The 24,168-nt window shown below is 60.4% G+C and carries 22 protein-coding genes and 6 pseudogenes; 10 read left to right on the top strand and 18 right to left on the bottom strand.

From position 1 onward, the window contains the following. Nucleotides 1–52 precede the first annotated feature (52 nt). Nucleotides 53–829, top strand: a complete 777-nt coding sequence (locus K307_RS03805) for an enoyl-CoA hydratase (protein WP_042876415.1) — start codon at nucleotides 53–55, stop codon at nucleotides 827–829. A 31-nt stretch (nucleotides 830–860) separates the two neighbouring features. On the opposite strand, the gene K307_RS03800 is transcribed toward K307_RS03805, so the two are convergent. Further along, nucleotides 861–1,295 carry a MarR family winged helix-turn-helix transcriptional regulator gene (locus K307_RS03800; RefSeq protein WP_042881251.1) on the bottom strand — a complete coding sequence of 145 codons (435 nt, stop codon included), beginning with the start codon at nucleotides 1,293–1,295 and terminating at the stop codon, nucleotides 861–863. Between the two features lie 183 nt (nucleotides 1,296–1,478). On the opposite strand from K307_RS03800, the gene K307_RS03795 reads away from it, so the two are divergent. Next, nucleotides 1,479–2,237, top strand: coding sequence for a sulfite exporter TauE/SafE family protein (locus K307_RS03795; protein ID WP_042876414.1), 759 nt, complete (start codon nucleotides 1,479–1,481; stop codon nucleotides 2,235–2,237). 378 nt (nucleotides 2,238–2,615) lie between these two features. Here the strand turns inward: K307_RS03795 and K307_RS03790 are convergent, their stop codons facing one another. Next, nucleotides 2,616–3,563, bottom strand: coding sequence for an AraC family transcriptional regulator (locus K307_RS03790; protein WP_042876411.1), 948 nt, complete (start codon nucleotides 3,561–3,563; stop codon nucleotides 2,616–2,618). 139 nt (nucleotides 3,564–3,702) lie between these two features. Here K307_RS03790 and K307_RS03785 point away from each other — a divergent pair, with 139 nt between their 5' ends. From K307_RS03785 to K307_RS03775, 3 genes are all read left to right on the top strand, one after another. Then, nucleotides 3,703–4,242 carry a carboxymuconolactone decarboxylase family protein gene (locus K307_RS03785; protein ID WP_042876409.1) on the top strand — a complete coding sequence of 180 codons (540 nt, stop codon included), beginning with the start codon at nucleotides 3,703–3,705 and terminating at the stop codon, nucleotides 4,240–4,242. A gap of 146 nt (nucleotides 4,243–4,388) precedes the next feature. Beyond that, nucleotides 4,389–4,898: a YkgB family protein gene (locus K307_RS03780; RefSeq protein WP_042876407.1), complete on the top strand. Its 510-nt coding sequence runs from the start codon at nucleotides 4,389–4,391 to the stop codon at nucleotides 4,896–4,898. Between the two features lie 711 nt (nucleotides 4,899–5,609). Next, nucleotides 5,610–5,792, top strand: a complete 183-nt coding sequence (locus K307_RS03775) for a hypothetical protein (RefSeq protein ID WP_042876405.1) — start codon at nucleotides 5,610–5,612, stop codon at nucleotides 5,790–5,792. Nucleotides 5,793–6,263: 471 nt separating this feature from the next. Here K307_RS03775 and K307_RS03770 read toward each other — a convergent pair whose 3' ends face one another. The 3 genes and pseudogenes from K307_RS03770 to K307_RS47425 all read right to left on the bottom strand — a co-directional run bounded on the left by K307_RS03770 (nucleotide 6,264) and on the right by K307_RS47425 (nucleotide 9,712). Next, entirely contained in the window at nucleotides 6,264–7,805 is a 1,542-nt protein-coding gene (locus K307_RS03770) for a sensor domain-containing diguanylate cyclase (protein ID WP_419187140.1), read from the bottom strand. Next, nucleotides 7,779–8,134 (bottom strand): annotated as a pseudogene (locus K307_RS49065) (transposase); the annotation flags it as partial. The pseudogene K307_RS49065 and the gene K307_RS03770, both read right to left, overlap by 27 nt. A 444-nt stretch (nucleotides 8,135–8,578) precedes the next feature. Then, entirely contained in the window at nucleotides 8,579–9,712 is a 1,134-nt protein-coding gene (locus K307_RS47425) for a hypothetical protein (RefSeq protein ID WP_155301058.1), read from the bottom strand. A 303-nt stretch (nucleotides 9,713–10,015) separates the two neighbouring features. Here K307_RS47425 and K307_RS03760 point away from each other — a divergent pair, with 303 nt between their 5' ends. Beyond that, nucleotides 10,016–11,137 carry a J domain-containing protein gene (locus K307_RS03760; RefSeq protein ID WP_042876400.1) on the top strand — a complete coding sequence of 374 codons (1,122 nt, stop codon included), beginning with the start codon at nucleotides 10,016–10,018 and terminating at the stop codon, nucleotides 11,135–11,137. 377 nt (nucleotides 11,138–11,514) lie between these two features. Here the strand turns inward: K307_RS03760 and K307_RS49060 are convergent. The 8 genes and pseudogenes from K307_RS49060 to K307_RS03730 form a co-directional block, all read right to left on the bottom strand. Continuing rightward, a pseudogene (locus K307_RS49060) lies at nucleotides 11,515–11,730 on the bottom strand (LysR family transcriptional regulator); the annotation flags it as partial. A 5-nt stretch (nucleotides 11,731–11,735) separates the two neighbouring features. Then, on the bottom strand, nucleotides 11,736–12,266 hold the full coding sequence (locus tag K307_RS03750) for a hypothetical protein (protein WP_230625956.1): 531 nt from the start codon (nucleotides 12,264–12,266) through the stop codon (nucleotides 11,736–11,738). Between the two features lie 12 nt (nucleotides 12,267–12,278). Further along, a pseudogene (locus tag K307_RS49055) lies at nucleotides 12,279–12,404 on the bottom strand (NAD-dependent epimerase/dehydratase family protein); the annotation flags it as partial. Between the two features lie 28 nt (nucleotides 12,405–12,432). Then, nucleotides 12,433–12,525, bottom strand: a pseudogene (locus K307_RS49050) (short-chain dehydrogenase/reductase); the annotation flags it as partial. Between the two features lie 108 nt (nucleotides 12,526–12,633). Continuing rightward, nucleotides 12,634–13,479: an SDR family NAD(P)-dependent oxidoreductase gene (locus K307_RS03745; protein ID WP_042876396.1), complete on the bottom strand. Its 846-nt coding sequence runs from the start codon at nucleotides 13,477–13,479 to the stop codon at nucleotides 12,634–12,636. A gap of 53 nt (nucleotides 13,480–13,532) precedes the next feature. Continuing rightward, nucleotides 13,533–14,102: a TetR/AcrR family transcriptional regulator gene (locus K307_RS03740; RefSeq protein ID WP_042876394.1), complete on the bottom strand. Its 570-nt coding sequence runs from the start codon at nucleotides 14,100–14,102 to the stop codon at nucleotides 13,533–13,535. Nucleotides 14,103–14,463: 361 nt separating this feature from the next. Further along, on the bottom strand, nucleotides 14,464–14,919 hold the full coding sequence (locus K307_RS03735) for a carboxymuconolactone decarboxylase family protein (protein ID WP_042876392.1): 456 nt from the start codon (nucleotides 14,917–14,919) through the stop codon (nucleotides 14,464–14,466). 9 nt (nucleotides 14,920–14,928) lie between these two features. After that, entirely contained in the window at nucleotides 14,929–15,345 is a 417-nt protein-coding gene (locus tag K307_RS03730; RefSeq protein ID WP_042876390.1) for a cupin domain-containing protein, read from the bottom strand. A gap of 87 nt (nucleotides 15,346–15,432) precedes the next feature. Between K307_RS03730 and K307_RS03725 the strand changes: the two genes are divergently transcribed. The 4 genes and pseudogenes from K307_RS03725 to K307_RS03710 all read left to right on the top strand — a co-directional run bounded on the left by K307_RS03725 (nucleotide 15,433) and on the right by K307_RS03710 (nucleotide 20,121). Next, nucleotides 15,433–16,845, top strand: coding sequence for a PLP-dependent aminotransferase family protein (locus K307_RS03725; RefSeq protein ID WP_042881247.1), 1,413 nt, complete (start codon nucleotides 15,433–15,435; stop codon nucleotides 16,843–16,845). Between the two features lie 184 nt (nucleotides 16,846–17,029). Continuing rightward, nucleotides 17,030–17,941: an NAD-dependent epimerase/dehydratase family protein gene (locus K307_RS03720; RefSeq protein WP_042876388.1), complete on the top strand. Its 912-nt coding sequence runs from the start codon at nucleotides 17,030–17,032 to the stop codon at nucleotides 17,939–17,941. 104 nt (nucleotides 17,942–18,045) lie between these two features. Beyond that, nucleotides 18,046–18,884, top strand: a pseudogene (locus K307_RS03715) (ferritin-like domain-containing protein). Between the two features lie 328 nt (nucleotides 18,885–19,212). Next, the gene (locus K307_RS03710) at nucleotides 19,213–20,121 is read left to right on the top strand and encodes a hypothetical protein (protein WP_196251518.1); all 909 of its coding nucleotides are present in this window, start codon (nucleotides 19,213–19,215) and stop codon (nucleotides 20,119–20,121) included. A gap of 525 nt (nucleotides 20,122–20,646) precedes the next feature. On the opposite strand, the pseudogene K307_RS03705 reads toward K307_RS03710, so the two are convergent. The 5 genes and pseudogenes from K307_RS03705 to K307_RS49045 all read right to left on the bottom strand — a co-directional run. Further along, nucleotides 20,647–20,859: pseudogene (locus K307_RS03705) on the bottom strand (DNA-binding protein); the annotation flags it as partial. A 15-nt stretch (nucleotides 20,860–20,874) separates the two neighbouring features. After that, on the bottom strand, nucleotides 20,875–22,011 hold the full coding sequence (locus K307_RS45450) for an H-NS histone family protein (protein WP_230625449.1): 1,137 nt from the start codon (nucleotides 22,009–22,011) through the stop codon (nucleotides 20,875–20,877). Between the two features lie 127 nt (nucleotides 22,012–22,138). Beyond that, nucleotides 22,139–22,567, bottom strand: a complete 429-nt coding sequence (locus K307_RS03695) for a type II toxin-antitoxin system VapC family toxin (protein WP_230625811.1) — start codon at nucleotides 22,565–22,567, stop codon at nucleotides 22,139–22,141. Then, on the bottom strand, nucleotides 22,564–22,818 hold the full coding sequence (locus K307_RS45445; protein WP_080744870.1) for a type II toxin-antitoxin system Phd/YefM family antitoxin: 255 nt from the start codon (nucleotides 22,816–22,818) through the stop codon (nucleotides 22,564–22,566). Before K307_RS45445 ends, K307_RS03695 begins: the two co-directional genes overlap by 4 nt. 389 nt (nucleotides 22,819–23,207) lie before the next feature. Then, a complete protein-coding gene (locus tag K307_RS49045) occupies nucleotides 23,208–24,011 on the bottom strand; it encodes a hypothetical protein (protein ID WP_230625447.1) in 804 nt (267 codons plus the stop codon). Between the last annotated feature and the right edge of the window lie 157 nt (nucleotides 24,012–24,168).

The following is a 24,168-nucleotide window of genomic DNA, read 5'->3' as shown; positions in this document are numbered from 1 at the left end:
GCGCGAATTATGCATATACTTCGCATGCGAACTTAAACTTATGGAGACCAGCATGACCTCGGAAATTCACGTCGACCTGACCAATGGCGTCCTGACCATTACGCTTGCCCGGCCGGAGAAGAAGAACGCATTGACCAACGAGATGTACGGAGCCCTGGCCGACACCATCGCGAACGCCGAGCACGACGGCAATGTCCGCGTCGTGCTGGTACAGGGGGAAGGCGACATGTTCACTGCTGGGAATGATGTGAGCGAGTTCGCGGCGATCGCGTCGGGAAAGGGCCCCAGCGAACGTCATGTCCACCGCTTTCTGCATGCGCTGGCAAAGTCGACAGTGCCCGTCGTTGCAGCGGTCCACGGCAAGGCGGTGGGAGTCGGCACCACGATGCTGCTGCATTGCGACTACGTGCTGCTGGCCCAGGATGCGCAATTGATCACGCCATTCGTGAACCTGGCGCTGGTGCCCGAAGCGGCCTCAAGCTACCTGCTGCCGCTTCGCATCGGTCACGCCCGGGCATTCGAGATGTTTGCCATGGGGAATCCGCTCGATGCGCAGACCGCGCTGGCCTGGGGCATTGCCAACAAGGTCTGCGCCAATGACCAGCTCCGCACCGAGGCACGCCAGATGGCGGAGCGCATTGCCGCCAAGCCTGCGGGCTCGCTGAGCGCCATGAAGGCGCTGATGCGCCAGGCCGAGATGCTGGTGACGCAGATGGATAGAGAGAGCGCGAAGTTCCAGGAGCGGCTGACGAGTGCCGAAGCCCGGGAAGCGTTCGCAGCCTTTGCCGAAAAGCGCAAGCCGGACTTCTCGAAAGTCACCCAGCACTAGGCCCCTTCCTGCCGTCCAGCCGCGGATCATGCTAATCGTCACCTTCGTCGGCGACCGGAAACTTGGTCTGCAGGCTGGTCAGCCACCTCGCCACCACGTCGATCTCGGCTTCGGTAAAGCCTTCGGTCAGCCTAGTGTTGAGATCCGCCATGCCGGCCTTGGAGCGCTGGCGCGCGGAGCGCCCAGCGTCGGTGAGCCACAGGCGCGATGCGCGCCCGTCGTTCTCGTCGGCACGACGCTCGATCAGGCCTGCTCTTTCCGTCCGGTCAGCCAGGCCACTCATCCCTGGCGCGCCCAAGTCCAGCGCGGCCGCGGCCTCGCTCATCAGCGCGCCGTTGTGCGTACCCAGAAAAAACAGCAGCCCCGACTGCGCCGCCGTTACGCCACCACGGGCAGCTCGCGCCTGCGACCAGCGTTGCAGCCGACGGTGCCCAACGTTCAGGAGATAGACGAGGCGATGTTTCATGTTCGGGCCGGCAGCGTTGATCGGTTTAATTCGCGTGCGAATCATATCACGCGCCATAAATGGCGGCTGGCAGCTTCTCCATCGCGTCATGGAACTTGTATCCATGACAATAATTTGATTGTATTGATTTTCCAGCCTACGATGGTTCCCAGCCTTTAGCCTCCAGTCTTTGTCGAAGCCACCATGGAACTGAATGTCACCACCATCCTCGTCACCTTTGCCGGAGTCTTCCTGATCTGCTTCATGAAGGGCGCCTTTGGAGGGGGCTTTGCCATCGTCGGCATTCCGCTGTTGTCGCTTGTGATGGATCCCGTATCGGCGGGTGGCCTGCTGGCGCCGCTGTTCATCGCCATGGACCTGTTCAGCCTGCGCTACTGGAAGCCATCGACGTGGTCCCGGCCCGACCTGCTCTTACTGGTGCCCGGACTGGTGGTCGGCATCGGTGTCGGCTACTTCCTGTTTCGGGTGCTGGACCACCGCGCTATCTCCATCGTCATGGCCGTGGTCACGCTGAGCTTTGTCGGGCTGTGGCTCTTGCGGGGCGGAGACGTCGCGGTGCGGCCCCGTGCTTCACCCAAGGCTGTGGCGGCGGGCCTGACATCGGGGATCACGACGATGGTCGCCCACTCCGGCGGGCCGCCGCTGGCGATGTACCTGCTTCCCCTAGGCCTCAGCAAACAGGTCTATGCAGGAACGACCAGCATGTTCTTTACGGTGGGCAACGTCCTCAAGGCAGCGCCATGGCTGGCGCTGGCCAGGCCCGTTGGCGCCGTCTGGACGTTGATGGCGATCTGCCTTCTTGCCGTGCCAGCCGGCGTCTGGCTGGGCTGGCGGCTACATGGGAGGCTCGATCAGCGCCAGATGTACCGGGCGTGCTACGGCTTGCTGGTTTTCACCGCTTTGAAGTTGCTGTGGGACGGTACCTCAGGATACTTTCGCTAAACATGCTGACAAGGACCATACGCGGCACGTGAAAGAAATCGGCGCCGGGAAACTAAGCCAGCTTTACGGACTCATATCAAGCCCATTGGGCCACTCAAGGAGCCAACCTTGAAGGTCGCAAGTGGGTCGGCTAGAGACGACCGTTGACTGTTCGCGGGACCTATCGTCGCAACCCAATAATTCACTATCGTGAAATTATTGATTGGGGATGCGGAACTGAGCGCCTGTGCTTCGACGGCCGACTGAACTGCTAGCTGCCTTCGCACAAACGTCCGCCCTCCCCCAGTGAGCATAACCTACCGGTGGCCAGCAAGGGAGCTAGATCGGGCGTTATGTTCAAACGAGCAATCCACCTAACCCGCCGTGACGAGGGCGGTATCAGGGGGTCTCGCTGCGCTGTTCGCGATGCTGGCGCCGGTATGCGCCCGGCCCCACACCGAAATGCTGCGTGAACACGCGGCCAAACGCAGCCTGCGAGGCGTAGCCGCATCGCTCGCCCACCATGGCGGCTGACAGTTCGTCCTGCCGCAACAGCCGCGCGGCGCGCTCCATGCGCAGCGTAGTGACCAGTTCCAGTGGCGTGATGCCTCCCAGCTGTGCGAAGCGCCGCGCCAGCGTCGCGCGCGAGACGTTGCAAATGGCGGCCAGGCGATCCAAGCTCCATGGCTTCTCCGGGGCGTGCACCACGGCATCCACGGCTTTCACCATACGGGCATCCGCCATCAGCGCGAGCAGTCCCTGTGCCACCGATCCGCGCGCGATCAGCGTGCGCAGCAGGATGGTGAAGAGTGCGGTGGACAGGTCCGCAATGATGGCGGCGCCGCCCGGCTGGGGCCGGTCTGTCTCCACATGCATCATGCCGATGAGTCCGCGCAGCCAGTCGGTATCGTGGCTGACGGTGTCCGCGTCGTGCGCGGCGGTCGTGACGCACAGCACCTCGGGCAGGGTGCGCAGCAGGATGTCTGCCGAATTGCCAAGCACAAATGTCCCGCACAGGATATCCAGCGGCGTGGCCGCGCCGGCTACCGTGATCTCCGTGATCATGCCGTTGAAATGGCGTGACTCCGCTGCGCGCCGGGCACTGCCCTTGACGCCGATGATGGTGTGCGCGGCCCCATGCGGGAACAGCAGGACATCGCCCGCCGAGACCCGCAAGACCTCCTTGCCCACCAGGATCTCCGCGCGGCCGTCGAGGATCACATGGTATGGCACGTGGCCCGGCGCGGCCTGCGCATTGTGGTCGGACCAGGCGCCGGCCACGCGGCAATGCACGTCGACCGTGCCGGAGGGCGCCAGCAGGCGGACCAGTTCACTAAGGCTGTCCATGGTCTGAGACGATCGAGCAAAAAGATGCGCAAATTCTAATCCTTCCTGATCGCGAGCACACCTACCATGAAGTCCAAGGAAGCGCCGTACATCAACCCAGGTGATTCCCATAAACCCTTGAATGAACTGGAGATCGATCATGACCACCCGCCTGCATACCACCCCCGTCGCGCAAGCCACCGGCCAGGCCGCCGAACTGTTCGGCGCCATCCGCAAGGCCGTTGGCAAGGTGCCCAATACCTATGCCACCATCGGCAGCAATGCCCCCGCCGCGCTGGCGCTAGCCCTGCAAGCCGACCAGGTGCTGAAGGGCGGTGCGCTGTCCGCCCTCGAACTGGAAGCGATCAATCTCTCGGTGAGCGAGCACAGCGGCTGTGACTACTGTGTGGCCGCGCACTCGTTGACGGGCAAGATGGCTGGCTATACGGAAGCGCAGACGCGCCAGCTGCGCCGGGGCAGCTATCCGGACGATGCGAAGATCGACGCGCTGACGCGCTTTGTGGTGGAAGTGGTCAGCACCCGCGGCACGTTGCCGGCGGCCAGCCTGGAGGCGGTGCGCGTGGCCGGCTACAGCGACGTGCAGATCGTCGAGGCGATCCAGGCGGTAAGCGCGATCCTCTTCACGAACATGGTGAATCGCGTCAACGACACGACACTGGACTTCCCAGCCGTCGCGTAAGGCGTGGCACGGGGGGCGGGCGCCCCCTTCGCGTTTCCCCCACGGGGTTCGACCGAGGCGCGACTCATCGAACCCGCCATCGGCGCCGCGGTGATCCGTACACGCGCCGCTATGACGCACACATCCTATCTGTTCAGGAGCTAAACATGAAACCAATCGTTTCCCTCGCCACGGCGCAGCCTAAAGCGGCTATCCATGACCAGACGGCCTTGTTACGCTGGTCTCTGGTCGTGGTTTTCCTCTGGTTCGGCGGGATGAAGTTCACCCTCTACGAAGCGCAAGGCATTGCACCGTTTATCGAACATAGCCCCATCATGAGTTGGCTTCACCTCGCTTTCGGCGTGCGTGGCGCCAGCGGCGTCATTGGCATGCTGGAGCTCGCGACAGCCGCCGCACTGGCCACCGGTGCCTTCCACCGTGGGGTGTCCGTGCTCGGTGCGGCAATGTCCTGCGCGACGTACGCCATCACGCTGACGTTCTTTTTCACCACCCCCGGAGTGGCGGAACCGACTGCGGGTGGATTTCCGGCAATTTCAGCGTCGATTGGTCAATTCTTGCTGAAGGACCTGGTTCTGTTGGCTGCGTCCATCGTGCTACTGGGAATGTCGCTGGCGCACTGGAAAGCCGCGCGTGACCAATCTCAGAGCGCTGTCTGACGGCGAGCGCCTGACGGAGATCGCGCGCAATGGCACGATCCTCGGTGGCGCCGCCGTGCAGCACCGAGCCCCATTTGCCAAGCGACTGCGAGGCAGGCAAGGCTGACTGCCAGGGGGGAATCGTGTGCGAGGCTCGAGTGCTGAGTCGTCGGGGGGAAGGAACTGTGGCCAACGCGGCGCCAGGCGGCCGCTCCTGTTAAGGGTTCTTCGATGCCTGCCTGGTCGGACATTCACCAAATCCCAGGAAAGTGTTATGCACACGCAACTGAAACGGAAAGTGGTGGCCGCGCCGGCCCTCCTATTACGACGACTGGCAGGGTCGCGCCTGGAGAGAGCGCCAATGGCGGCGCGAGCAGCGATGGAGGGAGCATGAATGGCGGGAGCGTCGGCGGGAATGGCGGCGCTGGCATGACGGCTACGATGACTAGAGTTCGCCAGCGCCAGGCTTGTGGGCAACAGTCGGGACGCGGCGCTCGTCATCACTCATTGAATTTGCGGGTAACAGTATGAGGCCGCGTCATGCGACCCGGCTTTTTGTGAATTCTCCGATACCAGTACCAGCATTGCGGCAGTCATGAAGGTCGGACTTTAGCGTCTGCCTCCGCATGTATCACCGGACTTCACCGTGCCTTCGAGCGCTCGCTCATAGCGCAATGTGCGACAGCACGTCCCGACAAATAGCCCAAGAGCTTCTCATCGGTAGAGAGCCCGATGGCATTCGCGCTGGAGCGGTTAGCGGAGTTCCGCACTGGTTTGCGCCAGCACATCAGCACCCCTCTCAAGCATGGCGGCTTTCTGAAGCAGGTGAGCCGCATCCACCTGCAACAGGTCTGCGTCGGCGCCCGTGCGACGCAACTGCAGTTCCGCTCGCAGCGCCGCCGCTTCGTTGCGTAAAGCCTCGATGCACCATTGAACCGGATTCCCAACCGAGTCGCTTCGCAGCGACAATTGGTTCGGCGTCGCGGAAACCGCGAGAGTTTGATACATATCAGTCCCTCCAACATTGCACAGTCCCGTTTCGTCTAGCACGCTGACGAACGAGCCCTTCTTATATGGCCGCCAACTGCAGCCCTGGCACCTACCGGGCCAGCCCCCCCGGCAAGTCATCATGAAAATCGAGTCCGCATTGAAGCGAAATTCCATGACACTGCGGTGTCATCTGTGCGCCAACCGGCTGATTCGAAAGCAATTCCGGGCAAACCTTGACGCGACTTAGCCCTTCCCCTGGTCCTTCCCTGCCCGGTTACCTGCTGCGCTTACCAAACCTCCGTCGGCAACGGGACAATTCCCGTGCTGCTGCAAAGCGGGTTGGAAACGGAAGCCGGGCTGGCACCCAGCATGCCCGGAAAGCGCCGAAATCAATCCTCAGGCCACCGCCAATTGTAGGTGTTGTTGCTGAGGCATTACGGTATTGCGGCCAGCAGCCTTTGCTTCATAAAGCCGCTTGTCGGCAAGGTGCACGAGCTGGTCGGGTGTAGCACCGGGCATGGCATTGCCGTCAAAGGCGGCGACGCCAATGCTTACGCTTAGTCTTCCGCTTGGGCTGGCGAAGTTTGTCTGGTCAGTTGCAATGACAGCAGCACGAAGCTTCTCTGCTACTTGCACCGCGCCCCGTAGGTCTGTATTCGGGAGCAGCACGCAAAACTCTTCGCCACCATAACGGCCGACGAAGTCGCCTGGGCGACGGATGTTCTCAACAATACAGCGAGCGATGGTGCTTAGCGCACTGTCTCCGGTAGCGTGCCCATAATGGTCGTTGAAGCTCTTGAAGTTATCGGCATCTACCATCACTACCGAGAGGCTCTGCTTGTTCCTGCTGGCACGTCGCCACTCGGCATCGAGGGTTGAATCCAGAAGACGACGCGTTCCCACACCCGTTAGGCTATCGGTATTGGCAAGTAGATGGAGTTGCTGTTCCATCTCGAGCCGCTTGCGAAATTGCTTCGCGAACAAAACCGATATAAGAACGATGAGAAAATCGAGCACAGCCACAACGATGCCGATGGCCCAAGCGCGCCGTTTCCACTCTGCATAGATGTCCTCAGTCGCGAGTCCCACGACGACTATCAGCGGGTATTTTCCGATATGCTTGAAACGGTACAGGCGCTGGGCACCATCCAGCGCCGCAGTTCCAATGTAACAGCCACTGTCAGCTTGAACGAGTGGCTTGAATGATGGGGCGCCCGCAATGCTCTGACCGATTTCCCGCTGGTTGTAGGGGCGTCGCATTAGAACCGTTCCGTCGGGCCGCAGCAAGGTGATTGAGCCGTTGTCACCAAGCGTCATCTCGTCAAACAGGCGGTGGAAGTAGTTCAGCCGAAGTGTCCCGACAACGATGCCGGCAAATTGGCCTTGGCTATCTGTCAGCCTTTGGCTCAGCCCAATTGACGTGTCCGTATTTGTTAGAAGTGGAGAGAATGGTTTGCTGATAAAGAGCCAGGCACCAGCCGACTGCTGTTGAACCGTGAAGTAATCGCGGTCACTGAGCTTGAGCTTTCTCGGCGGAACCGAGCGAGAATCAATGACGACCTCGCCCGCCGTGTTCGTGACCAGGAGTGAGCCCATATCCTGGGCATTGGTTGACCTGTCGAAGAGGACACGCTGCCGAATCGGTGACGGCAGTCGCAATGTGGCCGGGTCGTTGACGCCATCAATGACAGCCTGTATCGACAGTTCGTAAACCTCGATGTTGCGTTCGATATCACGCTGCAGAATCAGAGAGAGATTGTCCGCCGCGTCGCGGGCTCGCGCGAACGCGTCCAACCGCATTTGGTAAAGCGCTATGGCAGTAATGCACGCCAGGGTCACGGCGGGAGCTAAAGTCGAAACTGGTGTACAGGCGGGGAATTTGAGGCGCGGAGTAGAGGGCGGTGGAGCTTTCCGCAGGCGGGCAATGGCCCGCAGCAACCAACGGAGATTGAAGCCTGCGGCACAGAGGATCGGATGGATGGCGTCACCGACTTCGCCTTTCAACAGTTCCGGCGCATGCCGTGATCCGCTTTGACATGACCGATGACAGGCTCGACCGCCTGGCGACGTTTGTGCATTCTGCGCTGACGACGATTCATGGTCTTGATCCTGCCGCGATGAATCATTTTCACTGGCGCCACTTCGGCATCGACCCCGCGGTAACCGAGGTCAACGATGGCAGTGCGGGGTCTGGGCGATCCGGGCAGGTCTTGCAGCAGGATGGTGGTCTGCTCCAATTGGGCGTGCAGCGTGTGGCCGTCATGGGGTCATCGTACTTTTGATGCGAAATCTGGCGGTTCGGCCCTGAAAACCCTTTGGAATCAGTTACCTGTAAGATCGGCGGGTACGCGGCGCCAAGTAACCTGGAACGCCTTGCCGCAAGCGGCATCCCGGCTTGCTAGCGCCAGATTTCGCACCAAAAGTGCGATGACCCCGAACTTCGGATCTCGTGCAGGCAGAGCAAGGCAAGGTCACGGCGACCTCCAGATTCTTCCGCTGGTCAAGTAGCTGCATAGCCACTGGCTCAAAGGAACCCTCATGGCCGAAAAGCCTTACTGCAACCCGAACGGGGAGCGGCTACCGCCAGATTTCGCACAAAAGGTACGATGGCCCCCCGTCAGCGCGCGGCGGTTGATGGTGCCGTCGCCGTTGCTGGGGTAATCGTCCGATCACCCCGCTTTGGGCACAGTGAACACATGCGGACTCAATGCTTACTTCGGGCAGGGATGCTCGCTGTCGGCAGGCACGGCACAACTTTGTCGTTGGGCGTCTTCGAAGACCGCGGTACATGATTTTCCATTCTTGGAACCATGGCCCGAATACCAAGGCGCTACATAGGGACGTGTTGGCTCCGCTTCCGCGTCAGCACCAAGGTTCAAGGCTAGGTCCAGCATCGAATGTCTCGCTATGGCATTGGGCGAAGCTTCGTAACCAAATCGGACTTCCTGTATATGGCGGTTCGGAGCGAAGAAGAGCTTATGAATAAAGCGCAGGTGCGTCAGGACTTCATAAGACTCGTAGAATCGATAGATTCTGGCTTCAGCGCCGAGCTCCGGTAGGCAGGAGCAAGCAGATACGATGCGGTCGCGAACGTCGGTGTCAGTATGGGCGGTGACCGGGCTTGAGTCGAACGCGTATGCTTGATTGATGTCCTCGGGCAGTGCGTAAAGGATATGTTGAGCCAATCCTCCGCCCAACGAATGGCCCGCAGAGTTGAACCTTACCTCGGTCCCGTCAGTCGGACGACCTGGTCCAGTTCTGAAGTATTCAATAACTCTTCGCGCTTTTTCTTCGGCTCGTCTGTACTGATTTTCCTTCGTAAACCAATGGGTTACCCAATATAGGTTTCCGTAGACCCAATCGTCAGTGTTGTCATTGTCCGTGCCTCTGAAGGCAATGACGACGTCAAGCTTTCCACCCGCCTTTCGCGACCAGACATGGTAGGAGAAGCCGATGTCGTCCTGACAGAAGCCAGGCGGCGAGATCGCTTCAACGATTTGCCAGCGCGCGCCACTGCGACTACTCGCTTCAATTACGCTTCTTAGCTTTTCCAGTTCCTCGGGCGAAAGCTTCTTTTTCTTGAAGGAACAAGACGCGGCTTCTTCGTACGCGAGTGCAGCCATCGCTGCATAGGGCGCGAACCTGGCTGCGCCCGCACGACCGTCCTCCAGCTTCATTCTCACCTGTGACGAGCGGATACGTGGCACATCCTCGCCTAAAACTTTGCCTCCGGGCTCAACGCAATCGTCGACGCTCAGATGTGTGCACCCCGCGAAGAGTAATACGCTACCGAGCCGCACCGCACTTTCGATCCGCTTGCCAAGTCGAAAACGCAAATAGGCCATCGGAAGCTCCTACAAGGTCAAGCAGCGCACCCTGAGCGAAAAGCGAGCGCCATATGGGGTGATCATAACTATCGTGCAAAAAGTGGCGGCCATCAACCGCAAAACCGCCTGCAGCAAGGCTATGCCCTGCCCGGCTTTCGTATCACCAGCGATATTGCAACTCCTTGATACCCAATAGATCGCGGTAGGAATGCCCATTACTGAGCACCCCCCGCACAGATCCCGGTGCTTCCATCCGCCGCGCATCGGCTAAAATTCGCCACAGCCTTCGCTTTCCACTGCCTTTGCGCGCAAATCCATCTCATGACCAGGATTAACAACCAGTCTGTCAGCATCGCGCCCGATCACAACCGATCCACCCTATCGAAAGGGCAAAAGACGTTCAACTCGCTGATCCAGCAGATTGAAAAGCGCCGCCTGCGGCTGCGTGCCTGGGAATCCGTCACCCCAACCTTCCAACAGCGGTACACCAACGACTTCCTGCCGCTTGAGCAGAACTCGACCGATCTGCAGATCCAGATGGTGCATTGCCTTGACCGCGCCTACGAGCAAAAGGGACTGACCAATGCAGAACGCCGCAAGCTCGCCGCCGTGATTACGAATCTGGCAGGCCCGCTGGCGGATGAAGACGACGGCTTGAAAGCCATCTACAACAAGTACAGTACGACCGACTATGACAGCGAAACCGCTGCCGAAATCGACAGCATGAAATTCATGCTGGAGGCCGTGCTTGGTGTCGAACTGGGCGACGACGTGGACATGAGTTCGCCAGAAGACTTGCTCCAACGCGCCCAGGCACACATGGAGCAACAGCAAGCGGAAGCGACCACTGAAGCCGCTGCACGCGAAGCGCGTCGCGCCAAGCGGAAAAAATCCCCCAAGCAGCTTGCGGCAGAGGCACGCGCGCAGGAAGAGCAGGCTCAGATCAGCCTCTCCATCCGCGAGGTCTATCGCAAGCTGGCCAGCGCCCTGCATCCGGACCGCGAAACCGACCCGCAGGAGCGCGAGCGGAAGACCAAACTGATGCAGCGCGTCAACGAGGCCTACAACAAGAACAACCTGCTGCAGTTGTTGGAGCTACAACTGGAGCTGGAACACATCGACCAGCATTCGATCAATAGCCTCAGTGAGGATCGGCTGAAGCACTACAACAAGATCCTCAAGGAGCAAGTTCGCGAACTGGATCAGGAGATCCAGCATGTCGAGACCGCGTTCCGGCACAGCTATGGATTCGATCCGTTCGAGTCGCTATCCCCCAACACGGTCCTGCGCAATCTTGCCGCAGAGATGACCAATCTCCGGCACAACATCCGCGCCCTTCAGGACGATCTGATTGCGTTCAAAGACATCAAGAAGCTGAAGCTCGGGCTGAAATCCTTCAAGCTCGAACCGCGAGTGCCGGACTTCGATCTCATGCCTTTCTAGCGGCGCCTTTACCACCTCGCTGTTGGGGCCAACACCTGCTGCGCAGTAGCCTGCCTCGGCACCCTCAGCGTCCGTTCCTGCGCAGCGAAAGCTTTATTTCCTATACAAATCAGTGGGTTGCCGGAGATGTGGCGGATTTTTCACGAATAGCGGTCAACCCTCGATTGGAGCATAGGCAGCGGTCGAGCCGCTGCTCGAGGGCGATACTGCACATTGACGTGTGGAAATGTCGTGATGCGCACAACACTTGCAGCCTCGCTGCCAGCGTCGGCTGGAGGGGGGCGCTTGCCGGCCACAAGGCGACGGTCAGAACGTCGCGCTGAACGGCTGGCACGCTGCATAAATCGGCCGCTCGATCGGAGCTACGCCATGCATGCTTACCTTGTGTGGGTTGCGTGATCCTCGAATGCAGCGACGATGTGCTGAATCATCGCTGTGATGCGGGCGGTATGCCGAAGGTCTTGATGCGTGACGAGCCAGATTTCGTAGACCGCCCCACGAACAGGTTCCGGCCATATCTGCACCAGTCCGTCGTGTTCAGCTAGATGTACCGGAAGCTCGCCGATGCCGACGCTCGCCGTCACCGCCGCCCTTGCCTTCATCGGGCCCGTGCGCGCTGCCTGATCGTCGCGTTCTCAAGAATCGTGATGCCGTCCTTCCCGTGAAGCAGCTCGGCGGCAAAGGCGCGGCCGATATCGTCCTGGTCGATCGTTCCGAACGATCCCGGGACGAGACGCCCCAGCCATGCGAGATACCCCGGCGTATGCACATTGCCGGCAATGATGCCGGGGCGAAAAATGGCCAGCCGCTTGAATCCGACCTGCCGTACCGCGTCCTCCTTCTCGCCCATGATGCGCGCATAGCGGATGCGGCTTGTCGGGCTGCTTCCTGCCGCCGACAGCAGCCCGAACGTCTCGATGCCTCCCGCCAGGCAGCCGCGCGCAAAGGCACCGACGACGCCGATCTCCAGCGCCCTGATGGCCTCGTCGCTCCATTGCTGGCTTCCCTTGCCGATGCCGATGCATGACGCCGCAACCAGCGTTTCGCCCGGCCTCCCGCTGGACCGCGCAAGTTTCTCGACCTCGCCGGCGAAATCCGCGCCACCGGTATCCATGACCACCTCGCGCAATCGCGCATCGCTCGCAATCGAAGCGGGCCGACGATTGACCAGGATGATCTCCAGGCATGAAGGCATGGCGAGCAACGCCCGCACCAGCGCCGATCCGACCTGCCCTGTGCCCCCGGCGACCAAAACGCGAAAAGTCATGTCATGCCCCGTGTTTGTTGTGCCTCGTTGCCAGTACCTTGGCGCCATCGCGCAGTGCGGTCTCGAGAATGGTGCGCCCCAAACCGCGCGCCGCACCTGTAATCAGCCAGACTTTGGTCATGATGCTTTACCCCTTCATCTTTACGACTTCGCCATCTAGGCGATTGGATTGCGGGGGATTCTCAGCCATGTGAGTCGCCCGCCTGTCTCGACGTTGCGTCGTCGACGCTCACTCGGGCATGAACCCGCTCTTGCCCTCGAACATCACGGATTCGGCCAGTTCCTTTTGTGCTTTCAGCGCTTCCAGACTCCGGGAGTAGCCCGCCTCCAGCACTGCATAGGCATCCGCACCAAGCACCGTGCGCAACGGCGGCTCCGGCATCTGGCTAATCGCGTAGATTGCGTCAGCCATCTTCACGGGATCCCCGGAGGCATTGGCATCGCCTTCTTGCGCGATCCAGCGACGCAGTTTGCCGACCGCACCGTCCTTGTAGGCTTCAAGCTCCTGCGTCCAGCGGATATTGGCCACGAAGCCCGTCTTGATGGAGCCCGGTTCGATGATGATCGTCTTGATGCCGAACTCGGCGATCTCCTGACTCACGGCTTCGGCGAAGCCTTCGAGACCAAACTTTGCAGCTTGGTACAGGGCGCCGCTAGGGAAGCCGGCACGCCCCCCAACGCTGCTGACATGGATGAACGTTCCATGCCTCCTGGCCCGCAAGGCACCCACGAAGGCGCGCGTGACGTGGATGGGCCCGAGCAGATTCAATGCAATCTGCTGCTGGACCTCGGCCTCGCTCGCCTCTTCCATCGCCCCAATGACAGCGCCACCAGCGTTGTTGACGACCACGTCCATGTCGGGATGGCGTGCTGCCACGGCCTGAACCTGATCGGGGTCCGTCACGTCGACCGCCTCCACTTCAAGCAGCCCCGGGTAGGCCTGCTGCAGCGCTTGCATCGCCTCGATGCGACGCACGGCCGCAACCACAGGATGCCCCTGGGCCAGCACCTTCTCGGTAAGGGCAAGCCCCAGACCGCCGGATGCACCGGTGATGAACCATTTCTGAACGGACATGCTTACTCCTTTAATAAATGATTGCGTCCTCACTCATCTATTTCTGAAATTTTTTACACGCTCAAAGCCTTCCAGAGTAGATGAAAACCAAGCTCCCGGTGGCGGTCAGCGCCTTCGGGGTACTTGTTCACGTAGTCGATGGTCGTGTCGGCGAGACTTTCAATTACGGAGGTAAGAAGCTCGATCGGGGCCCCCACCACCACATTCTCGCGCACCGCCATCTCCATCATCCGGGATATCGGAAGAAATTCGGCCATCCCCTTTATCCGTGTCTCGTCCAACACCAACCCCGAGGCCGAAAGGCGCCCGAGCGAAGCATGCTGCTCCGCGTTATCCAGCCCCCAGCCTACGTAGCATTGGAAAATGTGGGCCATTCGCTGCCGGTAGCCAGCCTCATGCGGATAGTCCGGCATGATGGCTTCCGCCAAGCTTTGCTTCAGGTTCAGGTAAAGTTCCTGGAAGAGCGCTTCCTTGTTCTCGAAGTACGTGAACAAAGTGCCCTCTGCAACACCGGCGGCCCGCGCAATGCTCGCCGTAGTGGCTTGTACGCCATGTTCGGCAATGGCGCGGGTTGCTGATTGCAACAAGGCGTTGCGCTTTTCCGGACTGAGAGGACGTGCCATGCGGGCGACCAAATAAAGACTGATTACGCACTCAATTATATGATTCCCTTGCGAAAAAGCAACCGTGGCAGTAGGAATTCTGCAAATGGCGCCTCTGTTCCTCTCAACGGTCATCGCAAAGACTAATGTCGAATGACAGACATGGGTCGATCTGGGACCGCCGCAGTTTCGCGGCGGGCATCCGTCCGAGACCGGCTGCGGATTCAACCGGTCAGTCGGTGCATGAACGACGGATGACCCGTTCGGAGAGGAAGCGGACCTCTGAGTGGAAGCTGCGAACTGCAGCTAAGGGGTTATGAAAAACGCGCCTAAAGGCGCGCTTCTCAATTGACTTCACCTGGCACCCGGGGGGGAACTCGCATCAGTTTTTCCCAGCCAGTGCGGAGTCGGGTGCGCGGCGGAAGCTGATGGCGAGCCGGTTATAGGCGTTCATCAGGCTGATCGCCATGGTGAGGTCAGCGAGCTCTTTCTCGCTGAACGCCGCAGCAGCGACCTTGAAATCATTGTCTGGCACGTGGGTGTCCGCCACGCGTGTCACGGACTCAGCCCATGCCAGCGCAGCCTTCTCGCGGTCACTGAACAACGGCCCCGCTTCATGCCAGGCTTGCACGAGCGCAAGCTTCTCGGGCGTCACGCCTTTCTTGATCAGGTCACGGGTGTGCATGTCCAGGCAATAGGCGCACCCATTAATCTGGCTCACGCGCAGATAGACCAGCTCGACGAGGACGTCTTCGAGGCCCGACTGCATGACATAGCCATACACGCCGCCAAATGCCTTCACACCGCCAGGCGCGGCCTTGGTGTAATCCAGTCTCATCTCAAACTCCTACTTGTCGTTGGTCGTCAGTTCCTTGTCGTCCGAATCGACGACAAACACCGCGAGCAGTTTTGCCGGCCTGGTCTTGCTCGCATTGCGGCTCACCGGATGGCGTGAGCCTGGCTCCTCGAAGAAGCTCTCACCCGCCCTGTACACGCGTTCCGGCTCGTCGTTCACCTTGCTGGCGACGCTGCCCGAGACGACGTATGCGTAGATGAATGACGACTTGGCATGGGTATGAGGATGCGAAGCGCCTCCGGGCGGATAAAGGACCTCCACTGCGATGAGCGACTTGCCCGGGATGTTGGGAATCGCCCGGGTGAAGTTCGGCTTGACCGTATCGCCGACGGTGTGAGCGGCGGCAGCCCCGGTGAAGGCCATACTCGTAGCCGCCACGAGAGAGAGAAGAAAGCGTTGAAGTTTCATGTTTATCTCCTGAAAGGCTAGAATCATGCTCTCCCGGAGGTTCATGAAAAAGAACCAAGAATGCAGTTTCTTGATGCACCAGACGCTATGCAAATCCTGGATCTGAAACTTGACCGTGCGTCCAAGACTTCGCTGGCGGAGCAGATTCGGCTCGGCATTACCGGTGCAATTGAGAATGGGGTACTCGTTCCCGGTGCCAGACTGCCATCCTGGGTTGATCTTGCCGCACAGCTTGGTGTTGCTCGAGGCACCGTCAAGACTGCATATGAGCGGCTGACCGACGCACAATTGGTCGTTTCATCACGCGCTGGCGGGACCAGAGTCTCGGAGCATGCTGCCGTCGCGAGCCCAATCACGGAACGTGCGCGTTCCATCGAGGCCGATCTGCAATCAGCGCTGTACCAGCATTTCCTGCCCGGGCCTGCGGTCTTTCAAATGGGCGTGCCGGCATCGGACTGCTTTCCGGCAGCATTGTTCTCGCGGCTGCGAGCCCGTGCGGCACGCGACGAAGTCGAAGCGCCTGCAGCGTATCCAGACCCGAGAGGCGAACATGAACTCCGACGAGAGATCGCAGCGCATCTGGCCTTGGCACGCGGCATTGAATGCCAGCCCTCGCAGATTTTCATTACGGCGGGATGTTCAGGGGCGCTCGGTGTGGTGCTGCGAGTGATTCAGGCCGAAGGCCGAAAGGCATGGGTCGAGAATCCGGGATTTTTTCCCAGCCGCAGGGCATTGGAAATTTCCCAGCTCGCAACGGTTCCCATCCCGGTAGACGAAGAAGGCATTGATGTCAGCTACGGCGAAATGCACGCACCAGATGCCGCGTTGGCTTTGGTCACCGCCGGGCAACAAGCGCCACTGGGTCCGACATTGTCGCTCGCGCGTCGAGTGCGAATCCTCGAATGGGCGACACGCGTGAATGCCTGGATCATCGAAGACGATTACCTGGGCGAACTCCAACTGACACGCCGCGCGGCTCCCGCACTGGCGTCACTCGATCGTGCGGGGCGGGTGATTCATATTGGGTCTTTCAGCAAGACGATCAGTCCGACGCTGCGGCTTGGATTTGTCGTGGTGCCGCCCACCTTAGTAGCCCGATTCGATGAAGCCGTGGCCTGCCTTGCGTCAGCGCCCGGACCGGCAGTGCAAATGGCGACTGCTGAATTCATGCGGGATGGTCACTATATTCGACACTTGCGCCGTATGAAGCGCATTTATGCAGGCCGAAGCAATGCACTGCTGGCTGCGCTGAGATCCAAGGGATTCCAGGCCTATCCGGCCGGACTTGCCATGGTGATGAGGCTTCCCGATGGCGCCGACGACAAGACGATCGCTCGAGAAGCCTATGCCTATGGACTTGCGCCCGCCCCATTGTCGGGGTGGTATTGCTCGGCGTCTACTCAGCGATCGGGATTACTCCTCGGTGTTGCGACAGCAATTGAACAGCAGGTGCCGACTGCCTGTGATCGCTTGCAACACCTGATCAGGAAGTTCTCCTAGTGCAAAGGCACTGGCAACACATGGGAAGGGTGGTACACGACTTCTTCAGGTTTTTGGTGCTTTTTAAGGGCCCAACAAACGGACACAATGCTTTCACCGAATCAGAACGGGGCGTCACTCCGCTCCGCTGTGTCGTTGACTTACCGCTGCGCTGCCAGGCTGCGCAGCTCCGAGGAGAAAGCTCATGAAGATTTTCGTTGCAGGCGCCACTGGCGCTATCGGACTGCCGCTTGTGCGCGTACTTCGCGCGCTGAACCATGAAGTCACAGGAATGACTCGCGCAGGCGCAGGCGCCGACAGACTGCGCGAGATCGGCGCCACAGTGTCCTTTGCGGATGCCTTTGACCCGCAGTCTGTTCGGAACGCCATCGAAGCAGCTTCGCCCGACGTGGTTATCGACCAACTTACGTGGCTTCCCGCGAATCCGGCCGACATCATCAAATCGATGCCCAACGATACCCGCCTGCATCGGGAGGGGGGCAGCAATTTGCTGGCCGCGGCCGAGGCGCTGGGCGTGAAACGCTATATCGTGCAATCGCGTGGCTTTTACCTGAATGCCCCGCCCGGGGAGCTTGCCGACGAAACGGCCGGGCTTCGCTGTGACGCCCCTGGCGAAATCGGCGAAAGCGCGCGGGTCATCGGCGCGTATGAGGACTCCGTCACGGGCTCGGCCTCGGTGGAAGGCGTGGTCCTGCGCTATGGATTCTTCTATGGTCCTGGCACGTGGTACAGGCCTGACGGAGCCATTGCGGAGCAGGCACGGAGAGGCGAAACGTCGATCATTGGGGACGGCAATGCCGTCTGGTCGTTTGTCCATATCGATGATGCGGTCGCGGCGACCGTTGCTTCGTTGATGGCCGAACCCGGCGTGTACAACGTGGTCGATGATGACCCGCTCCCCGTCGCCAAATGGATGCCAGCATTCGCGCGCTGGGTCGATGCGCCAGAGCCTGCCCGCGTTAGCGTCGTGGAAGCCCGGAAGGCCGCAGGTGACGAAGCGGTCTACTACCATACCTGCCTGACGGGCGCCTCGAACAGTGCGGCGAAGGCGAAGCTGGGGTTCGCCCCGCGGCCGTTGCTATGGAAAGATGCTTGAGCGTGACTTGCCCTCTTGGGATGTCCTCAGGCGAGTGACCTGAAAAAATTGGGACTCTTGCGAGTCCCATCCCAGATCCGCAACCCCGAGTGGTCGCTTTACCTATGCTTTTCAACGATCTATTCAAGTCCCTCGAAGCCGTCCGCTGGCACATGGACAAGGACATCCCATGGGATTCGTTCGACGCCAGCCTGCTGACCGATGACCAGGCGAAAACCATCCGCATGAATGCCATCACCGAATGGTCCGCCCTGCCGGCCACGGAGATGTTCCTGCGCGACAACCGCCACGACTCCGACTTTTCGGCGTTCATGAGCATCTGGTTCTTCGAGGAACAGAAGCACTCGCTGGTGCTGATGGAGTACCTGCGCCGCTTCCGCCCCGATCTGGTGCCGACCGAAGAAGAGCTGCACGCCGTGCGCTTCGAGTTCGACCCGGCCCCGCCGCTGGAAACGCTGATGCTGCATTTCTGCGGCGAGATCCGCCTGAACCACTGGTATCGCCGCGCCGCCGAATGGCACTCGGAACCGGTGCTCAAGCACATCTACCGCACGCTGTCCCAGGACGAAGCCCGCCACGGTGGCGCGTACCTGCGCTACATGAAGAAGTACCTGGCCCAGTTTGGCGATCCGGCACGCGCCGCGTTTGCCAAGATCGGCGTGCTGATGGCATCGGCCCGCCGCACGGAAAAGCCGCTGCACCCGACCAACCTGCACGTGAACAAGGCGTTGTTCCCCCACGACACGGTGCAGTCCCGCCTGCCGGATCCGGACTGGCTCGAGCACTGGCTCGACGAGCAGATCCGCTTTGATGAGGCTGGGAGAAGAAGGTGATCGAGCGGATCCTGCACAACATGTCGCTGCTGTTCGAGCGCAGGTTCGACAGCGTGCAGGACCTGAACCGCTACCGCAAGGAGCTAAGAGTAAGCAGTCAGGCTGGCTAGCAAAGTGGCAGTCGGCCTATTCGACTGGACGGCTTGTCGGACTCAGTCATTCAAGGGCGGACCGGCTGCTTTTGCGGCAGCTACTGCCGTCCGGCCTCCCTATAGTCGATGGCTCAGATGGGTCGGCAAGAGACGAACGAACTGCGGCCGAGGCGCTTCCCTGTGCTCAGCACAGCAACCGAAGCGGCAGAACTAGACGGAGTCATGGTCTGGCGCTGAGCCGTTGGCGAATCTGCCAGGCCAGCACGTCTACCGAGCGAGTGGTTGGGGCGAAACGAAAGCGACCCGGTGCGACCCACTCCCCAAGAGGGACGCGTCGAGCGGATGAATGGCACGCTACAGGACCGGCTGGTCAAGGATTTGCGCGCACAATATCAGCACGCTGGAGGCCGCCAATGCCTTTGCGACGGTCTTCATGGCCGACTTCAACCTGCGCTTTGCCAAGATTCCCCGCAGCGACTTTAACGCGCATCGCCCGGTACGGCCCGAAGAGGATCTCGAACGCATATTTACCTGGCGGGAATGGCGCAAGGTCTCAAATCGAATGACCCTGCAGTACGATCGTAAGCTGTACCTCATCAAGGACCAGCCAGAACATCGGTCGCTGGTCCATCGCTACATCGAGGTGGCTGAGTATCCGGACGGCCATATCGAACTCTGGGCCGACGGCATCTCCCGGCCCTATGTCCTTTATGACTGCCTGTCGGAGATCGATCAGGGCGCGATCGTTGAGAACAAGCGGTTGGGACACGTGCTGGAGATCGCCCAACGCGTGCAGGTCCTGCGCGACAATCGGCGAAACCTTGACCTGCCGTCACGCACCCTCATTGGCCAACCACCACGGCACCCGGAGTTGCGTGTGCCGGGCACCAAGCCGCAACGGCAACTGAATGCCGAAGATATGCGGCGCGCCATCGATGAAGTGGCACCATTGCCCTACCCTGTGGATGCCGTGCCACCACCGGCCAGCTCGACTGCCTTACAGATAAAACCAAGGAAAAAGACTATCTATATAGCGGGACGAGCCGGCAGCACCTACGGATGCGAGCTTACGAGGCGGACCGGCTCAATAGTCGGTTTATGGGCGCGGCGCCCCGGCGTCGCCTATCGGCTTGCTGACCGCCGCTCCGCGTGGCAGAGTGAACGGCTGCAACGGTCGGGTACAGACGGTCGGGCCGGGACCGAAGTACGCCCGCCCCGCTTCAATAGAGACATCGAAATTGCAGCGGTGGACTGAGACCAACGGAGCCTGTGTTGAGCGCGACGCTCAGCTTCCACCACGCCCCCGGTACGCTTGCCGGTACGCGCCTTCGGTCGCTTCCATTCCATCTTGACGGGCACTATTCCGGAAGAGATTCAAAGGTGCAATACCCTGGGCCGCAGTACGACTGTGGCCTGTCAAATAATTCGTGCCCTCAGCAAAATGGCAAGTCATCGCCCCTGGGCTTACGTCTCGGATGTTGGCCAACCTCTTTGCGGCCCAATTCTTTGCACCGTTCGGTAGCCGCCACTTTCATAATTTCATTATCATGAAACTTTCGGTTTGGCACAGTTCCGCCGCTCTGTTTTCATGGCGCTCGCAGAGCCTACTAGAGACCTTTTCCCGAGGTGGCAGCAAAGCGCTCGGTACTCTCCTACGCGGCACTCGAGTTCAGGTCATCACAGCGCCGACGAAGCAAGCCCAAAATGCTCCGGGAACGGACAGCCCAGCAGCGCTACAGGCAGCGGTTAACTGGCGGCTAGATCGAGGGGTAATCTATATGAACGCCTGCAGCACCTCGGCCGGCGTGCCCATGCTGCCCTTGCGCACCAGGCTGTAGAGCTTGTTGGCGGTGGGCGTGACGCCGTAGCGGAAGAACAGCAGACCGCAGACCTCGCGATACAGCGCACGGGTCTCGGGAAAGCGGCTGCGCAGCTCGGCCAGGTCGGTTTGTAGCGCGGCGTCGGTTAGATCCAGGTCGAGGGCCGGCCGCACCCGACAACGCGACCTTCAGTCGTGGAGATCAATCAGAAAACGCTGGGGCTTCGTGCCAATCCATGCCGGAGCCCTACCACGACCCGACCAGGTCTGCCCCGTTTTGGGATTGCGGTACTTCGGAAGGGGTGCAGCCATTTTCTTAGTTGGAACCGCACCAGCAGCGCGCCCAACGCTTGGCTTGCCTGCAATGTCGTCAATGCTCAGGTCGTACTCCTGCATCAACTGCTGAATCTCCTCCACCACCTTTGGCACCTCCGCAGCCCACAACTGCTCAATTTGCGCATCGACGGATGCCAGTTGCGCGAGCAGTTCACGAGAGGTTACGGGTTTAGGTGTGCTTTGCGATTCGGCAGGCGCTTCCCGCTTCTGTGGGCGCTTCCGGGTTTGCGTCACTTCAGTCGTTGCTTCCGAAGCGACGGCTTCAGCCAGCGTTTTCAGCTTCTGTCCGCGCTTGCGGGTTCGCGTCCCTTCAGTCGGAGCGTCCGGAGCGGCAACTTCAGTCGACGCTTTCGGCTTCTGTTGGCGCTTCCGTGGTCTCCGCTCTTCAGTCGTTGCTGCCGGGGCGGCAGGTTCTGTCAGCGCTTTCGACGTCTGTCGGCGCTTCCGTGGTCGTTTCTCTTCAGTGGATGCTTCCGGGGCCAGGGCTTCAAGCGGCTCTATCGAGGCGGGAGCTTCAGGTAACTCGCCCTGGACGTCAGATTCAATCGACTCTACCGCGGCCGCGGCCTCAACCGGAGCTTCGGCGGTCAACGCTTCAGTCGGCGCTACCGACCGCATCGCTGCAATCGGTGCCTCAGCAGCGCCATACTCGACCAGCGCTTGCGGGGCGGCAGCTTCAATCGGTTCTTCCTGGGTCGGCGCTTCAGTCGGGGCTTCCGGGCTTGCGTAAGTCCGTCGGCGCCGATATGACACCGTCGCCTTGGCGCTGCTATTCCGGCTGGTCGTCCAGAAGTCCAGGCGTCGGGCCTGAGTATCAATGCTTCCAACACCGCCGCCTTCGCTACTGGCCTGACCAATGACGGGGTTCGCGTCGGACGCCACGTCAGCGCTGGGAACCTCCATCTGACCGGGAACGTCCGTCGCATCCTGCGCGACAAGTGGTTCAACCGCTTGCACTGGGGCCAATTTGTTCTCCTTCGTCGAAGTCACTGCAGGTGCGGATGCGCTGAAGCATTCTAGCGGCTCTCGTCAACGGCGTCGTCAGACCTACGGTCGACCATCCCACAACCAATGACGGAAGGCCCGGAGCGCATAGCGCGCGCCACGAGGCTTAGCGCTATGGTTCCCACGTCCAGGGATTGAGCAGCGCGACCCGTGAAGCGACGAAATCTGAAACGTTTCGTGTTGCGACTGTCATTCCGTGCACCAGCGCGGTGGCAGCAATCAGGCCATCCCGCAGCGGCTGCGGGTCCGGGACATGCAACCTCGCACTCCTCTGCGCAACTGCCGTATCAATTGGCAAGATGCGTCCCGCAAACGCTGGTAGGACGTGGTTATCGAGCCAGGCTCGTAGAACCGCTCCCTTCGGCGGATCACGACGCTCGGCCAGCAGAACGCCTATTTCCAGTTCGTGGATCGTGATAGCCGACACGAACAAATCGGCAGCGGCGACGCTGTCGGCCCATTGAACGACGTGGGAATCAGCTTTTCCATGTCGAGCCTTGCGCAGTTCGGAGACGACGTTAGTGTCTAGGATGAACATCAGTCGAGGTCCGCCGGTCGAGCAAGTTCAGCATGATGGGGGATATCGAGATCAATATTCTCGGCTCCCGGCATGGCCAGCAGGTCAGCAATCTTTTGCTGACTACCAGTGAGTCGCTGATATTCCTCGATGCTCAACAGGACGTGAGAAGGTCGGCCTCGATCAGTAATGAAAACGGGGCCGTCCTTCGTGGCCTTCTTGGCGCGAGTTACATCCTGGTTCAGCTCTCGACTGGATAGAGTTGTGATGTGCACTTTTAGCCCCCTGCAGACCGACGATGTAGTTACGTTACTACACGAACCTATAGCTTGCAAGGGCCCATAGGAGACCGCGCCAAACCGACGGGCTCAGGCCGCGCAGAGCAATTCGAAGTTGAAGGACGGAGATCGCCGGCCCAGGATCGGAAGCCATGCGCGCATTGTAGGTGCCTCATTGGCCTCTCAGTAGCGGTCCGGCCGTCAGCCCCCGTTTTGGCGCGCTCTGCGGGATCATCACAGTGTGCCGACGATCTGGACGGTGGCGGGCAACTCGCCCGTAGCCGGCCACAGGAAGCCGTGCTGACCGACTCGCATGCCGGTCGCCGAGGGCGCTTGCCATGCCTGTGCCGCCCGATGGGTGGCGCCAGACCATGCGGCTACAAACGTCAGAGCGTGATCTTGGGCTTTTTGATCACGATTTTGGGCTTCTTGATGATGACTTTTGGCTTCTTGACACTGGCTTTCACGCCCACCAACTCCACTTCGACATTCTTCCTGCCAATAGTCACCATGGGCATGGCAGTGGCTTTGTCGATCAGACCGAAAATCTTGGCCTTGTCCGCGCCGGACACCAGAGGAATGTTGCGCACAAGGTCCTTGCTCATCTTATTCAATACGGCATGCTGCACCAGCATACTGGGCCCGAGCGCGGCCAGCACGTTGCCTTTCTCGATTTCTGCGGCAAGGGAACTGCACGAGACATCGGCGTACTGGAACATGGCCGTACCAATCTCGCTAGTGCCCGGCACACCGGTAACGGTGCCAACCACGGCATGGTGGCGCCGCCATAGGCCGGCCGTCGCACAGGTCTTCTGCGCCTCGCGCAGCTGTTTGCGTTTCACCAAGCCGTAGAACACCCGGTCGTTGTCACCGGTCGGCGTGGGATTGACGATGATGGTCGGCTGCTCTTCGCTGTCCTTGGGCGTCTGGCAGCTCTGCCACGTCGCGTCCAAGAACACGCGCTCGGTCGGGTCGAGCGCGAGGTAGGCATCCTTGCTGAACTTGATTTTGTCGGCCTCCTCGCACGAGTGGGCAGTTTGCACGGCGGCGAACGCATTCATGTCCTCGGCCGGCGTGGCCGGCTTCTGCGTTTGCGCGAAGACGGCGCCCGCACACAGCGTGAGAGCCAACGGCATCCAACGTTTTACAGCTTTCTCCTCGGGTGGTGATGGTTTATGGGGATTATCCATGGCCACCCCTCATCGACGCGTGGTGATCCCCATCGTCACAACCCAGTAATTTCGTAATCATGAAACTATTCATTTGGGATCCGGGGCTGAACACCAGTGCGTCGACGGCCGACGAAGGTGCAGGGCGCCGTCGACTAACGTCCGCCCTGCCCCCTTC

The sequence above is a fragment of the Cupriavidus necator A5-1 genome, assembly GCF_000744095.1.
GTDB classification, from domain to species: domain Bacteria; phylum Pseudomonadota; class Gammaproteobacteria; order Burkholderiales; family Burkholderiaceae; genus Cupriavidus; species Cupriavidus necator_A.
Note: the sequence above shows the minus strand (reverse complement) of the source record. Positions and strands in the feature narration are given on the sequence as shown.

Excerpts from the sequence above, each read along its gene's own strand:
- K307_RS03720 (WP_042876388.1), top strand. The coding sequence starts at position 17,030 with ATGAAGATTTTCGTTGCAGGCGCCACTGGCGCTATCGGACTGCCGCTT.
- K307_RS03805 (WP_042876415.1), top strand. The coding sequence starts at position 53 with ATGACCTCGGAAATTCACGTCGACCTGACCAATGGCGTCCTGACCATT.
- K307_RS03745 (WP_042876396.1), bottom strand. The coding sequence starts at position 13,479 with ATGTCCGTTCAGAAATGGTTCATCACCGGTGCATCCGGCGGTCTGGGG.
- K307_RS03790 (WP_042876411.1), bottom strand. The coding sequence starts at position 3,563 with ATGGACAGCCTTAGTGAACTGGTCCGCCTGCTGGCGCCCTCCGGCACG.
- K307_RS47425 (WP_155301058.1), bottom strand. The coding sequence starts at position 9,712 with ATGGCCTATTTGCGTTTTCGACTTGGCAAGCGGATCGAAAGTGCGGTG.
- K307_RS03740 (WP_042876394.1), bottom strand. The coding sequence starts at position 14,102 with ATGGCACGTCCTCTCAGTCCGGAAAAGCGCAACGCCTTGTTGCAATCA.
- K307_RS03775 (WP_042876405.1), top strand. The coding sequence starts at position 5,610 with ATGGCATTCGCGCTGGAGCGGTTAGCGGAGTTCCGCACTGGTTTGCGC.
- K307_RS03725 (WP_042881247.1), top strand. The coding sequence starts at position 15,433 with ATGCAAATCCTGGATCTGAAACTTGACCGTGCGTCCAAGACTTCGCTG.
- K307_RS03730 (WP_042876390.1), bottom strand. The coding sequence starts at position 15,345 with ATGAAACTTCAACGCTTTCTTCTCTCTCTCGTGGCGGCTACGAGTATG.
- K307_RS03760 (WP_042876400.1), top strand. The coding sequence starts at position 10,016 with ATGACCAGGATTAACAACCAGTCTGTCAGCATCGCGCCCGATCACAAC.
- K307_RS03710 (WP_196251518.1), top strand. The coding sequence starts at position 19,213 with ATGGCACGCTACAGGACCGGCTGGTCAAGGATTTGCGCGCACAATATC.
- K307_RS03800 (WP_042881251.1), bottom strand. The coding sequence starts at position 1,295 with ATGAAACATCGCCTCGTCTATCTCCTGAACGTTGGGCACCGTCGGCTG.
- K307_RS49045 (WP_230625447.1), bottom strand. The coding sequence starts at position 24,011 with ATGGATAATCCCCATAAACCATCACCACCCGAGGAGAAAGCTGTAAAA.
- K307_RS03735 (WP_042876392.1), bottom strand. The coding sequence starts at position 14,919 with ATGAGACTGGATTACACCAAGGCCGCGCCTGGCGGTGTGAAGGCATTT.
- K307_RS03780 (WP_042876407.1), top strand. The coding sequence starts at position 4,389 with ATGAAACCAATCGTTTCCCTCGCCACGGCGCAGCCTAAAGCGGCTATC.
- K307_RS03795 (WP_042876414.1), top strand. The coding sequence starts at position 1,479 with ATGGAACTGAATGTCACCACCATCCTCGTCACCTTTGCCGGAGTCTTC.
- K307_RS03785 (WP_042876409.1), top strand. The coding sequence starts at position 3,703 with ATGACCACCCGCCTGCATACCACCCCCGTCGCGCAAGCCACCGGCCAG.